This window comes from Thermoanaerobacterium sp. CMT5567-10 (assembly GCF_030534315.2).
Classification (GTDB): Bacteria; Bacillota; Thermoanaerobacteria; order Thermoanaerobacterales; family Thermoanaerobacteraceae; genus Thermoanaerobacterium.
In genome coordinates this window covers 2932008-2945217 of the sequence record NZ_CP130558.2, presented here as the reverse complement: position 1 = coordinate 2945217, position 13210 = coordinate 2932008, and the positions used below count along the sequence as shown (strand labels likewise).

The 13210-nt window shown below is 32.0% G+C and carries 15 protein-coding genes, 1 tRNA gene and 1 riboswitch; of the genes, 3 read left to right on the top strand and 13 right to left on the bottom strand.

Features of this window, described 5'->3' with window-relative positions:
• Positions 1 to 71: 71 nt before the first annotated feature.
• The 4 genes from Q2T46_RS15050 to Q2T46_RS15035 form a co-directional block, all read right to left on the bottom strand.
• Positions 72 to 461, bottom strand: a complete 390-nt coding sequence (locus tag Q2T46_RS15050; protein ID WP_245301270.1) for a CoA-binding protein — start codon at positions 459 to 461, stop codon at positions 72 to 74.
• 20 nt (positions 462 to 481) lie between these two features.
• Positions 482 to 724, bottom strand: a complete 243-nt coding sequence (locus Q2T46_RS15045) for a hypothetical protein (protein ID WP_209454338.1) — start codon at positions 722 to 724, stop codon at positions 482 to 484.
• A gap of 72 nt (positions 725 to 796) precedes the next feature.
• Positions 797 to 1444, bottom strand: coding sequence for a YigZ family protein (locus Q2T46_RS15040; RefSeq protein ID WP_303264826.1), 648 nt, complete (start codon positions 1442 to 1444; stop codon positions 797 to 799).
• 73 nt (positions 1445 to 1517) lie between these two features.
• Positions 1518 to 1946: an NUDIX hydrolase gene (locus Q2T46_RS15035; RefSeq protein WP_303264827.1), complete on the bottom strand. Its 429-nt coding sequence runs from the start codon at positions 1944 to 1946 to the stop codon at positions 1518 to 1520.
• 240 nt (positions 1947 to 2186) lie between these two features.
• Between Q2T46_RS15035 and Q2T46_RS15030 the strand changes: the two genes are divergently transcribed.
• Positions 2187 to 2669, top strand: coding sequence for a DUF3189 family protein (locus Q2T46_RS15030; protein ID WP_303264828.1), 483 nt, complete (start codon positions 2187 to 2189; stop codon positions 2667 to 2669).
• Here the strand turns inward: Q2T46_RS15030 and hflX are convergent.
• Complete coding sequence (gene hflX, locus Q2T46_RS15025) at positions 2659 to 3897, bottom strand: GTPase HflX (protein ID WP_303264829.1); 1239 nt, start codon at positions 3895 to 3897, stop codon at positions 2659 to 2661. The genes Q2T46_RS15030 and hflX overlap by 11 nt on opposite strands.
• Before the next feature lie 122 nt (positions 3898 to 4019).
• On the opposite strand from hflX, the gene Q2T46_RS15020 reads away from it, so the two are divergent.
• Positions 4020 to 4106: transfer RNA gene (locus Q2T46_RS15020), tRNA-Leu, on the top strand.
• 336 nt (positions 4107 to 4442) lie between these two features.
• On the opposite strand, the gene Q2T46_RS15015 is transcribed toward Q2T46_RS15020, so the two are convergent.
• The gene (locus Q2T46_RS15015; protein WP_209454334.1) at positions 4443 to 5225 is read right to left on the bottom strand and encodes a sulfide-dependent adenosine diphosphate thiazole synthase; all 783 of its coding nucleotides are present in this window, start codon (positions 5223 to 5225) and stop codon (positions 4443 to 4445) included.
• 77 nt (positions 5226 to 5302) lie between these two features.
• A riboswitch (TPP riboswitch) is annotated at positions 5303 to 5404 on the bottom strand.
• Positions 5405 to 5620: 216 nt separating this feature from the next.
• Between Q2T46_RS15015 and Q2T46_RS15010 the strand changes: the two genes are divergently transcribed.
• On the top strand, positions 5621 to 6721 hold the full coding sequence (locus tag Q2T46_RS15010; RefSeq protein ID WP_209454333.1) for a DUF362 domain-containing protein: 1101 nt from the start codon (positions 5621 to 5623) through the stop codon (positions 6719 to 6721).
• 113 nt (positions 6722 to 6834) lie between these two features.
• Here Q2T46_RS15010 and Q2T46_RS15005 read toward each other — a convergent pair whose 3' ends face one another.
• The 7 genes from Q2T46_RS15005 to Q2T46_RS14975 form a co-directional block, all read right to left on the bottom strand.
• Positions 6835 to 7563, bottom strand: coding sequence for a phosphoadenylyl-sulfate reductase (locus tag Q2T46_RS15005; RefSeq protein WP_303264830.1), 729 nt, complete (start codon positions 7561 to 7563; stop codon positions 6835 to 6837).
• Positions 7564 to 7590: 27 nt separating this feature from the next.
• Positions 7591 to 8325 carry an ABC transporter permease gene (locus Q2T46_RS15000; protein ID WP_399388656.1) on the bottom strand — a complete coding sequence of 245 codons (735 nt, stop codon included), beginning with the start codon at positions 8323 to 8325 and terminating at the stop codon, positions 7591 to 7593.
• Positions 8291 to 9130 carry an ABC transporter ATP-binding protein gene (locus Q2T46_RS14995; RefSeq protein ID WP_399387620.1) on the bottom strand — a complete coding sequence of 280 codons (840 nt, stop codon included), beginning with the start codon at positions 9128 to 9130 and terminating at the stop codon, positions 8291 to 8293. The genes Q2T46_RS15000 and Q2T46_RS14995 overlap by 35 nt, the downstream gene beginning before the upstream one ends.
• A gap of 26 nt (positions 9131 to 9156) precedes the next feature.
• The gene (locus Q2T46_RS14990; RefSeq protein WP_303264833.1) at positions 9157 to 10842 is read right to left on the bottom strand and encodes a sulfate adenylyltransferase subunit 1; all 1686 of its coding nucleotides are present in this window, start codon (positions 10840 to 10842) and stop codon (positions 9157 to 9159) included.
• Positions 10843 to 10857: 15 nt separating this feature from the next.
• Complete coding sequence (cysD, locus tag Q2T46_RS14985) at positions 10858 to 11658, bottom strand: sulfate adenylyltransferase subunit CysD (RefSeq protein ID WP_303264834.1); 801 nt, start codon at positions 11656 to 11658, stop codon at positions 10858 to 10860.
• 63 nt (positions 11659 to 11721) lie between these two features.
• Positions 11722 to 12948 carry an O-acetylhomoserine aminocarboxypropyltransferase/cysteine synthase family protein gene (locus tag Q2T46_RS14980; RefSeq protein ID WP_303264835.1) on the bottom strand — a complete coding sequence of 409 codons (1227 nt, stop codon included), beginning with the start codon at positions 12946 to 12948 and terminating at the stop codon, positions 11722 to 11724.
• A complete protein-coding gene (locus Q2T46_RS14975; RefSeq protein ID WP_132775603.1) occupies positions 12938 to 13195 on the bottom strand; it encodes a sulfurtransferase TusA family protein in 258 nt (85 codons plus the stop codon). Before Q2T46_RS14975 ends, Q2T46_RS14980 begins: the two co-directional genes overlap by 11 nt.
• Positions 13196 to 13210 lie beyond the last annotated feature (15 nt).

The window sequence follows — 13210 nt, the reverse complement described above, 5'->3', positions numbered from 1 at the left end:
TAAATTCTGAAATTTGCGAGAATTACTATGTTACAAATGATATCAAATGGGACGGCAGAGGCGAAACATGATTATTTTCGCCTATCTGTCTCCATCATTACACATGTATTGTAAACAACATTAAGTCCTGAATTATTGGCTTTTTTAATTAATTCATCACTTTCTGCTCCTGGCTGAAACCATATAATATCAACACCCAACTTTGATGCTTCCTCCACAAATGCATCACCTATCTTAGGTGATACAACCATGTCAACAACTTCTGGTACGACTGGTAATTTTGATAATGATTCATAGCATAAATCACCGTCTACAGTTTCATAATTGGGATTAACAGGATATACGGTATATCCTTTAAGTTTTAAATTTTTGTATATTTTGTATCCAAATTTCTCTTTATTGTCTGTTGCTCCTACAACAGCCCAAACCTTTCTTTTCAATGCCTCTTCAACATAATCCATTATATCACCTTCCATTTCATCTAATAATTTTTCGTAAGATAGTTGTTTATTCTCTCTTGAAATTTACCATCTATATAAGACGCTTCATCAATTGGCTTCACAAGCAAAACCGATGTATGAGAGTGTTTTCTTTTAGCCCGCGGCATTCTGTTGCCGCTTTCAAATGCTTCAATTATATTTTTTGCTTTAAAGTACCTTGCAATAGTTATTTCTTTTGAATTGCCTAAATGCCCACATGAAATTAATACTTTATAATAACTCATTTGAAGCACCTCCGAAAAAATTTTGGCAATTCAAATTGATTTTATTAAATTTATATACAAGGTACAAATTGTTTATTCTATATATTTATCATCTTTTTTATATAGATATATATCTTTACCTTCTTTCACAACTGACCTTGAATTTGTCAAATTCACAATATACTTTTCAAAATCTTCTTTCTCTTGAAACGGTACATAAACATTCAATGTAACTTTATCAGTATAATCAATATTTTTAATTATAAAATTATTTTTTAATAAGTCATTTTGCACCATTCCTAAAATTGTATAATCAATAGTAATATATATACTTTTAAAAAGAATCTTCTCCACAATTTTAGCAGCTTCTATCCCTAATTTGGCTCCTTTGACATATGCTCTTATTAATCCACTAGCTCCAAGCAATATGCCTCCAAAATATCTCGTTACAACAACAGCAGTATTCTTTAATCCTTCACTTTTTATAACATTTAAAACAGGTACACCTGCTGTACCTGAAGGCTCTCCATCATCGCTATATCTTTGAATTTCATCTCTATCGCCTAATATATACGCATACACATTATGTGTTGCATCTTTATGTTTCTCCTTTATACTCTTGATAAAATCAATTGCTTCTTCTTCAGTCATCACCGGTTTTGCATGCCCTATAAATCTTGAACGCTTTATTTCTATTTCTTGGCATCCATATTCATATACCGTTTTATAATTATAAAGCAAATTACCACCTCACAATAATTATATCAAATAATTCCAAAAAAATAAAAGCCATATGGCTTTTATTTTTTTGGAATTACGCTGTTACCTTATTTAAAGATTTGTATTTGTAATAAGAAACGTTTACTAAGGCCCTATCTTGACTGTAAGTAATAAGCTCTAAAGCTTTGTCAATTGGATAAAACCCGCCACCCAAAAAGCCATCTTCAGAGCTAATATTAAATTCTACATCATCAGTGGACATTAGATACCATGTGATTTTATTATAGACAGGACGTTGGCGTGTAACAGAATAGAACTCATAGCTAGTTTCTCCTGCAGTAGATAAGACATTTAAAGATTTTAAACCAGTTTCTGCTCGTACCCTTCTTAATGCAGCATCAACGGACAATTCATTACTTCTTATTGCACCTTTAGGCAATACCCATTCATTTTTCTCATTTTTTAATAGGAATACTTCATCTCCTCTGAATACAACTCCACCAGAGCATTCCCTTATTAACATATATAAGCCCCCTAAGCTTTTTATATTTTATTGTGATTTTATATCACAATATTTGCTATATTATATAATATTCTTTGCAAACTTTTAAATTCCTTCTTAAAAAATTATTAATTTTATTTTTATTATTACAAAATTTGAGAAATTTATGTATAAATTATTTCAAATTTCCTAAATTGGTTATAAATCTTAGCATAATGCATAGACTTTTTTAAAAAAATATATTTGAAAGGAGCGATTGCAATGCATATTATATACCATTGCTATGGTGGAACCCATACATCAGTTATAGCATCATATATTCATATTGGGATGTTACCTACTGATAAAACACCTTCAAAAGCAGAAATTGAAGGCATTCCTATGTTTGACAGGTTAAACGGTCAAAATGATACAGGACATATAGTATTAATAGGTACAGACGAATATGGTAACAATGTCTATTCTTTAGGAGTAAAAAACGGCAAAAAATTAGTAGAGCCAGCATTAAAAGATTTGTATTATCATTTGTTTAATACTAATGATGGTTTGCTTGTTATTGATACTTCATCAGCTACTAATTGGATCATGAAAATAGGAGGATTTACATCTATTGCATTGAAAAGCCCTATTATAGGAAGGCCGTTGGTAACATACGGTGTCATAAAAGCTTATAAAAACATTGTTCAAATTGTAAAGAATGTAAAAGCACAAGAAAGTGCTGAATACAATGCTATTAAGAGATAATAAAATCTCTTAATATATTTTTTTCTGCTGCACCTACTTGTGCTTTTATTTTTATACCTTTTTCATCGTATTCTTCTTTTAAAATTTTTGAATTTCTTTTTAAAAACAAATATTCTCTGTTTTTGTTATATGGAAAATAGAAATCTAATACGAATAAATCTTTATACGCAACATTATCAATAGCTTTTAACAATTCATCAATGCCAATCATTTCTTTTGCTGAAATGTAAATTTCATTATCTTTATTAACAGGCATTTGCTCCAACAAATCAGACTTATTGTATACATTTATGATAGGCTTATCAATCGCTTCAAGATCTCTTAAAACATTTTCTACAACTTCAATTTTATGTTTTATATCTTTTGACGTTATGTCTATCACATGAAGCAAAACATCAGCGTATTTTGATTCCTCTAACGTTGATTTAAATGCTTCCACTAAATCATGTGGCAGCTTTCTTATAAATCCTACAGTGTCTATCAAAATGACGTCCCTGCCTGATGGTAACTCAAGTTTTCTTGCTGTTGGATCAAGAGTAGCAAAAAGCTTATCCTCAACATATACAGAAGAATCTGTCAATGCATTCATTAACGTAGATTTCCCGGCATTTGTATATCCAACAATTGCTACAACAGGGATTTTATTTTTTCTTCTTCTACCCCTCAGTAGTTCCCTATGTCTTTTCAGATCTTCCAATTTCCCTTCAATTGCCTTTATTCGTTCTCTAATGTACCGCCTATCCGTTTCGAGTTTTGTCTCACCAGGTCCCCTTGTGCCTATACCGCCACCTAATCTAGATAAATCATTTCCTAGACCTTGAAGCCTAGGCAGTCTGTACTTTAACTGGGCAAGTTCAACTTGAAGCATACCTTCTGCTGATTTTGCTCTTTTCGCAAAAATATCCAAAATAAGACTTGTCCTATCAATGACTTTCCTATCAATGGCTTCTTCTATATTTTTAATCTGACTTCCTGATAACTCATCATTAGCAATGACTAAATCGATATCCATGTTGTCTACAAATTCTTTTAATTCCATAAGCTTGCCTTTACCTATATAACTTGTCCTATCTATGTTTGTTCTTGATTGTGTCATTACACCTACAACTTCTGCACCGGCTGTCTCTGCCAGCTCTTTTAATTCATCCATGCTTTCATTATCATCATCATTTATAATTACTCCTACTAATACTGCCTTTTCTCTACTATCGTCTATTTTATTATCCATATATTTCACTCCACACATATATTAGATACATATATATTATCCCGTATTAACATAATAATCAAGATTTCCAAATTAGGTATTGAAATTTTATTTTTAATATGATAATATATCTAATGTGACGTGCCGAAGTGGTGAAACTGGCAGACGCGCTGGACTCAAAATCCAGTGGTAGCAATACCGTGTGGGTTCGAGTCCCACCTTCGGCACCAATATTAAAGCCTATCGTAGCCGATTTATGAAAATCGATTTTTTTATTGCTGTTGTCTGTATGTAAGTGCTTTTCCAAGCAATGTTTTATTTTTTGACCTAGTAAATAGTTATCAGATACATTATGTAAAACAACTTTTCTTCTAGTTATTTGGCTTTATGAGAAAATAATGACATGCCTTCATTTTTTCCTCATATTGGATCCTTATAACTAAATTCCTCAAAGATTATTATGCTATAGCATAATATGGAGATTCATATCAATATCTAAAGAAATGATAACTTATAAAGCCTTTTCAAAATCAGCACATTTAGAGTAACCTCATTTTCAAAACCTCTTATTTCTTATAAGTATTTAAATAATCAGCAATCAGGTTTGCAGCTTTCTTACCAGATAAAAGCATTCCTCCAAAAATAGGACCCATTCTATGTCCGCCATATACGTTATTCGCAGCCATTCCTGCTACAAATAATCCTGGTGCTATCATCTTTGTATTGTTAATTACCTCTTCTTCTCCTCGCTCAGCATTCATAAAAAACTCTTTTATCATATCAACTTTTCTTCTTTTGTTATAAAAGCTTACAAGAACTGCATCATGCCCTGTAGCATCTAAAACTGCTTTTGAAACAAGCACCATAGGATCTACAAAAAGTTTTTGAAGCTCTATCGTAGAATTGTTAACAACTACTCCAGAAATTTTTTCGTCAATATAATATAAGTCTACAACTGAAATCAAATTGAAAAATTTAATATTACTAAAGGAAGTTGCCTTTGCAATTAGATTACTGGCAAAACTTATCGAAGATACTATTAAGGCATTTTCTTCTTCATTATATGGTATATTTAGCTCTTTCAAAATGTCTTTTACGTCTTTTTGCAAAACAACTCTATTAAAACTCATTGCACCTCCCCATATTCCTCCACCAGGTGAAAGTTTTTTATCAAGAACAGTTACCTTAAAACCATTTTTTGCAAGCAAAATAGCACAATAAAGACCTGATGGCCCAGCACCTGTAATAATTACATCTGATGAAACAGCATTGTAAAGATCCTCAAAATAACTTTTGAGAATCAATCTGCTTATTTTTTCATCTGAAATAGGATTTTTAATATTTTTCATCGTAAAAACCATCTCCTTTATAATCAACTTTTTTTAATTTTTAAATTAAAAATGCCTACCCAAATAGGTAGGCACAAATTTCTTCTTCCGTGCTTCCCTACGCAGGCATTACCCTGACAGGTTCAAAAGGTCGGGAACAGATCCCCTCTCAGCCACTTTTTGGCTCCCTAGCACTTGAATATAATTAGTTTTCAATAATTTGTATAAACCAATTATACTACAAATTCAAAAAAATTCAACAATTATTTTAAAAAAGCAAACATTTCTACTGTTCAACGAAATGGGGTTAGAAATTACTTTTTCAATTAAGTATCAATTAGTATTTAACTATACAATTTTCTAATTATTCGTAAACAATAATTTATCTTATGATATAATTAATAAAGGTGATGTATATGAATAAAAATGATATATATGTAATCTACGGAAGCAATGGTAAGGAAACTGTGAAAAATCTTTTAAAAACAATCAAAATTGAAAATGAACTTAATAAAGATATGTTAATTGGGCTAAAACCAAATCTAGTAGTAGCAAAAGTTCCTGAATCTGGTGCAACCACGTCCACTGATATGATATGCGGAATCATTGAATATCTTAAAGATTTTGGTTTTAACAATATTGTTATTTTAGAAAGCTCATGGATTGGAGAAAGCACTAAGAAAGCTTTTAAAGTATGTGGATACGATAAAATATCAAAAAAGTATAATGTTTCTCTTTTTGATAATAAAGAAGATTCTTTTCACATATATAATGTAGATGATTTTTCGGTAAGTATTTGTGACAAGCCAATGTCTTTAAATTATCTTATAAATTTGCCAGTATTGAAAGGTCACTGCCAAACTAGAATTACATGTGCATTAAAAAATATGAAAGGCTGCATTCCAGATAAAGAGAAAAGAAGATTTCATTCGCTTGGTCTTCATAAGCCAATAGCTTATCTAAATAAAATTTTAAAACCTTCTCTACACATTGTCGATGGATTAATAGGTGACCTTGATTTCGAAGAAGGTGGTAATCCGGTGGAGATGAACCGCATTATAGCCGGTAAAGATCCAGTTTTAATCGATTCTTATGCTGCTGAATTAATGGGTTATAATCCATACGATATAGAATACATAAAAATTGCAGAAAGTATAGGTGTAGGAAGTGCAGTTCTGCAAAAAGCAAATATAATAGAATTAAATAGTGATGATATTGCACAAACGCATTTTACAAATCCAGGTAGAAAAGTTCAACATTTATCAAAATGGGTTGTAGAAAATAATTCTTGTTCAGCATGTTATGGCAGTTTAATTCATGCATTAGGTCGTCTTGATGAACAAGGACTTTTAAAATATCTCGAAAAAAGGATATACATTGGTCAAGGATTTAAAGAAAAAGAAATTGATGGAATAGGGATCGGAATGTGTACCAGAAATTTTACACATTCCGTTAATGGCTGTCCACCAAAAGCTAAAGATATATTAAATTTTCTTATGCAGCAGCTAAAACGATGAAAAAATATTGATAAACTATGCTAGAAAAATATCAATCGTTTAAAAGCACAATAATTAATAAATTAGCTGCTTAATCGGATTTGCAAAATTATTCCTACAGTTAGTTAATCTGATTACTCAGCATTATGCTTTTGAATGTGAAGTCCACATTCTTTTTTATCTGGATCTTCCCACCACCATCTTCCGCTTCTAACATCTTCTCCAGGCTTTACAGCCCTTGTACAAGGCTGACATCCAATGCTTCTGAAGCCTTTATCATAAAGGCTGTTGTAAGGGATATTTTCTTTTTTTATATAATCCCAAACCATATTTTCTGTCCAAAATGCAATGGGATTTATCTTATATATAGAATGATTATAATCCCACTCAAATATATTTACATTCTCACGAGTTACAGATTGCTGTCTCCTTAAGCCACATATCCATCCATCAACCGTAGAAAGAACTCTTTTTAGGGGTTTTACTTTTCTAATTTCACAACATTTTTTCCTAAGATCAACGTTTTTGTAAAAAAGATTCGGACCATATTCTCTAATCAGTGGTTCTAAGTCATAATTTTCAGGAGTATACACTTCGTAATTAAAATGATATCTTCTCATTGTTCGTTCCATCAGATCATAAGTTGATTGAAAGTGTCTTCCAGTATCGATAAAAAATATCCTTGCTTTATTATCAATTTTCAATAGTATATGTGTTAAAACCTGATCTTCTATTGAAAGACTTGAAGCTAATGCGACACGAGATGCACCAATTTTATCATAAACATACTTTATAATCTCAAATGGGCTTTTATTTTTATATTCATTATTTAATAATTCAAGATTCAATTTATCTATGCTCATTATATCTCACCTCATAATATAAAAATTTTACATCAAACCCCATCTACACCTTATTGATCTTTCTATTCTTCCAAATACAAATTTATCTATGATTAAGCCTAAACTTAAAATTATCAGCATTACAGCAACAACCTGGCTTATATTAGATGCATCTTTTCCTTTTGAAAGAATCTGTCCAAGACCTGTTGCAGATACCAACATCTCACCAGAAATCAAACCTCTCCAGGCAAATGCCCATCCTTCCTTAAGCCCTGACACTATACTTGGAAGTGCGGCAGGAATGATCACATTTGAATATAATTTATATCCTTTAGCCCCCATTGTCTTAGCTGCTTTTAAATAAATCGGATTTATATTTTTAATGCCTGAATCTACAGCAAGGCTAATGGAAAATATAGAACCAATAGCAATTACAAAAATAATTGAACTTTCACTGTGACCAAACCAAAGGATTGCGAATGGTATCCATGCAAGATTAGGTAAAGTTTGCAAACCCAATATCAACGAACTGAAATTTTCTTCTATATATTTAAAGCGAATCATCAGCAACCCTATGATAGAACCTATTAAAACCGAAATTAAATATCCTATGATAAGTCTTTTCATGCTGGCTAAAATTGCGTTTAACAATATTTTGCTCTTTAATAAGCTAATTATTGAAACAAAAACAGAAATTGGAGAAGGCATCACATATGGCTCCCATGCATATAAAATATCAGCGTTTATTTTATAGACCAATTCCCATGTTACTATCAATATCATGTAGAAAAAAATCTTTTTCAACACTCCAATCACCGTCATATTCAGCTTTTGCAACTTTTTCTACATCCTCCCTTAATTCATTCATTATTTTCCTCACATAGTAATTTACATCTGAATCTTCCGAAGTTCTGGGTCTTGATAGTTCTATCTTAAATTCCTTTTTTATTTTCCCTGGATTAGCCGACATTACAACAACGTGATCAGCCAATACTACAGCCTCTTCTATATTGTGCGTGACAAATATGATTGTCTTTTTTGTGTCCATCCAGATCCGCTGCAATTCCAGTTGTAAAATACCCCTAGTTTGACTGTCAAGGGCTGAAAATGGTTCGTCCATCAAGAGTACCTGAGAATCAATGGCTAATGCTCTCGCAAGTGCAACCCGCTGTCTCATTCCACCAGACAATTGATGAATATATGAATCTTTAAATTTTGTAAGATGAACCATTTTTAAATATTCCACAGCTCTTCTTTTTCTTTCCTCTTTTTTTATACCTGCCATTTTCATTCCAAATTCTACATTATCTATAACTGTAAGCCAAGGAAAAAGAGCAGGTTCTTGAAACACGACTGCTCTGTCAATACCTGCATCCTTTACTACGCTGCCATTCAAAATAACTCTGCCGCATGACGCACTTTCAAGGCCGGCAATTATATTAAGCAGTGTAGACTTGCCGCAACCAGAAGGACCTGTAATGCATATGAATTCTCCTTTATTTATTAAAAGATTCACATTGTCCAACACTATATTTGTTTTTAAATTTAGCATAAAACTTTTCGATATATTCTCTATCACAAGGCTCAAATCAAACACCTCTTAAGTTTAATCATTTATACAGCTTTATATACAATCCGTTTATTAGCTATAGGGTCATACCACTTATTTGCAAAATCAACTAAATCGTATTTTGACTCCTTAAAATCATTTTTAAAATTAATAAAATCATCTTGATTTTTTACCCTTGCCAAAAATCCATCACTGCTATATACAGGATAACCTTCATACTTATAGTCATTTAAATTGATTAAATCAACCAGTTTACCATCCCTTATTAAGGCAGATAGCTCATTATTTAAGTCAATAACATCAAAATTATCAGGGTAATAATATGTGTCTCCATTTATAGGTAACTTATCACCTATTTTATAAGATTTTCTTTCAACAGCTACTTTCTTTATCTCGTTGTATGGTATTAAATAATAGTATTCATCAAAGCAGGTTATTGGAAGTTCCACATTTCCTTTTACAAATTTATTTGCTACATCTAAAATTTCTAAGCCATTTATAATTCCTCCACCGCTTATATCATAACCATCTACAATAACAAATCTCCCTGTTACATGATTATTTCTAAATTCATCAAAACAAATTTTATCTTTGGTCTTTATCACAACTTCAGCGACTTCATTAGTATTTACTTTTTTTGCGTTGTCATTGGAAAAAAGCGTAGAAGCATCTATTACTCTATTAATTGCGGCTATTTCACATTCTGTCTCTTGTGTAACTAATTTAAGTTTATATCTTTTATTTATTGTCAGCCTGTTTTCACCCATCCAGAATATATTCGCCTTAAACGTATCTCCTACCAGTGGGGCCTCATCATCCTTGCGGGTTATAAATTCTCCCCTTTTATAAAAAAACTCATCAAAAAGCGTAATTCCGACTGACATTCCCGCTTCAACTTTTGTCGTCTTGTCTTTTTCTTGCCAGTATTCTATGGATTTTATTTTAGACGTTCTTTTACTTGGATATATTACTATTTCATCTCCCACATTTAGTACGCCAGATTCTATCCTGCCAGCGATAATCCTTCTATTATCAAATTTATAAACGTCTTGTATAGGTAACCTCAGTGGTTTATCGATTATCTCTTTATCCTTTTCAAAAACATCTAAAGCATCTAAGACTGTATCACCTTTATACCACGGCATTTTTTTTGACCTTAAAGCTATATTCTCACCATAAAAAGCGGATACGGGTATATATTTTTGTGGAAAGACATTAATGCTTTTTAAAAAGGTATCCATATCGCTTTTTACATCTAAAAATTTTTCTTCCGAATAATCTATTAAGTCCATTTTATTAACTAGAACATAAACTTTTTTTATGCCCAGCAATGAAAGAATGTATCCATGCCTTTTTGACTGTTCTCTTACACCTTCATTGGCGTCGATAACAAGTAACGCAGCTTCTGCATTAGCTGCACCAGATATCATATTTTTTAAAAATTCTACATGTCCCGGTGCATCTATTATTACGTAATCTCTTTTTTTTGTATGAAATTGAATTTGCGTTGTATCGATGGTTATACCTTGTTTTTGTTCCTCTTCAAAAGCATCTAATAAATACGCATATTCAAATGGCTTACCAGTTTCTTTTGATATTCTTTTTACTTTTTCAATAGCCCTCTCCGGCAATGACTTTGTATCGTACAAAAGCCTTCCGATAACTGTCGATTTTCCGTGATCAACGTGGCCTACAACTACAATCTTAAGAGTCTCCCTAAACTTAAGCATGCATTTTTCCTCCTTTTACATATAACCATCTTTCCTCAGTTTTTGCATAGCATATGCGTCTTCTTTGTCCTGTGCTCTGCCAGCACGTTCATTTATATTTGTGTGCTTTAATTCCTCTATAATTTCATCAACTGTTGATGCATTTGAATCTATTTGTCCTGTACATTGTGCACATCCAAGGCTTCTATACCTTTTACCATTCTTTGCAAAATATAAATCCACAACCGGTATATTTTCCCTCTTTATATATTTCCAAATATCTAATTCAGTCCAGTTTAATATAGGATGTACCCTGATATGATTACCTTTTGGAAAATCTGTCTTAAACTGATCCCAAAGCTCTGGAGGCTGGTTTGTGTAATTCCACTCAGACTCTTTATTTCGTTCACTAAAAATCCTTTCTTTTGATCTTGAACCTTCTTCATCCCTTCTCACACCTACAATCAATCCTTCAAATTTATATTTATCTATCACATGCTGCAATGCATCCGTTTTTAGTGCCTTACAGCAAACTAATCTGCCTTTCTCTGGCCCCATGCCATTATTTATAGCATCCCAGTTTGTGTAGACGATAAGGTCGAGATTATACTCCTTTGCAATCTTATCTCTAAATCTTATCATTTCGGGTATTTTATACGTCGTATCTATATGAATAAAGGGAAACGGGCAATGTCCAAAAAAAGCTTTTTTAGCAAGCCACAACATTACTGTAGAATCTTTCCCAATCGACCACAACATACCGAGTTTTCCAAAGCTTTTGTAAGCTTCTCTTAATATGTATATACTTTGAGCTTCCAACATGTCTAATCGATCCATATTAACACCTCACAAAATAATTAATAGTAAACATATCATAATACTTATAATTTGAGTAAAAAATTATAGTCTATCAATAGACTGCTTAAAATCTTCTTTTAAATCTTCCACATCTTCAAGCCCAACGCAGATTCTTATTAAATCGTCATATACTCCCATAAACTTTTTTTCCTCATCACTGCTTTCGGCAAAAATCGTAGATGATGGATGAATTATAAGCGTACGTGTATCACCTATATTCGTGATATTTGTTGCATACTTTAAAGAATTAATCATTTTATACGCCTTTTCTTTAGAACCTACACGAATTGTCAGTATCGCGCCAAATTTATCACCAAACTGTCTTTTTGCAATATCGTGAAATGGACTTTCTCTAAGCCCCGGATAGTTAACTGATAGTACTTTATCAAATTCCTTTAAAAAAACAGCTAATTCATAAGCATTCTCGCATAGCCTCTCCATCCTTATCCCAAGCGTTTCTAAACCCAAATTATTAAGATATGCATTAAATGGAGACATACACGCACCAATATTTCTAAAGAGGCCTTTTCTAAGCTTTGCTAGATAAGCAAATTGCCCATATTTTTCAAACTTTTTCAACATTGAATACTTATTAAAATCCCAATTAAATTTACCAGAATCGACTATAATTCCACCAATAGAATTTCCATGTCCATTTATAAATTTTGATGTTGAATGTATAACGATGTCTGCTCCCATTTCTATCGGTCGAATTAAATATGGAGTAGTTACAGTATTATCCACAATTAAAGGAATTTTATTTTCGTGTGCCAGAACTGAAAGACTTTTTATATCAAGAACATCTAATTTAGGATTTCCAATCGTTTCGATATAAATCAATTTTGTATTATTAGTTATAGATTCTTTAAAAGCGTCTATCGAATTATCTTTTGCAAATTTTACAGTAATGCCAAAGTTTTCGAAATCTTTAAATAGTTCATACGTCCCACCGAATATTCCTGAACTAGATAGTATTTCATCACCAGTCTTCAAGATATTTAAAATGGCTAAAGTTATAGCAGCCATTCCTGAGGAGCATGCAACTGCCCCTATTCCGCTTTCCAGTGATGCAATCCTTCTTTCAAAAGCTTCAATAGTTGGGTTATTTATTCTCGTATATGTAAAGCCATATTCACTGCCTTTAAATATATTCTCCAGTTCCTCTGCTGAATGGCTAAATGATGTAGATTGATATATAGGCGTCAATGAGGCTCCAGTCTTTTCATCAGGTCCATAATTCAGATGTAATAGCTTTGTATTAAACCTCATTGACAAGGCCTCCCTTTTTAACAAATATCGTATAAGTTCCATCTCGGTTATTTATAACATTTAATATTTTATGTCCTTCATCTTTAAAGCTGGATGGTACATTCTTAATCGGCTCTCCTTCATTCATTCTTACTTCAAGGATTTGCCCATCTTCTAATTCTTCTATAGCCACCTTTGCTTTTACAAAAGTAATAGGGCATACTACATCAGTTATATCTATAAAACTATCAGCTTTAATTTCATTCACAATTATACCTCCTAT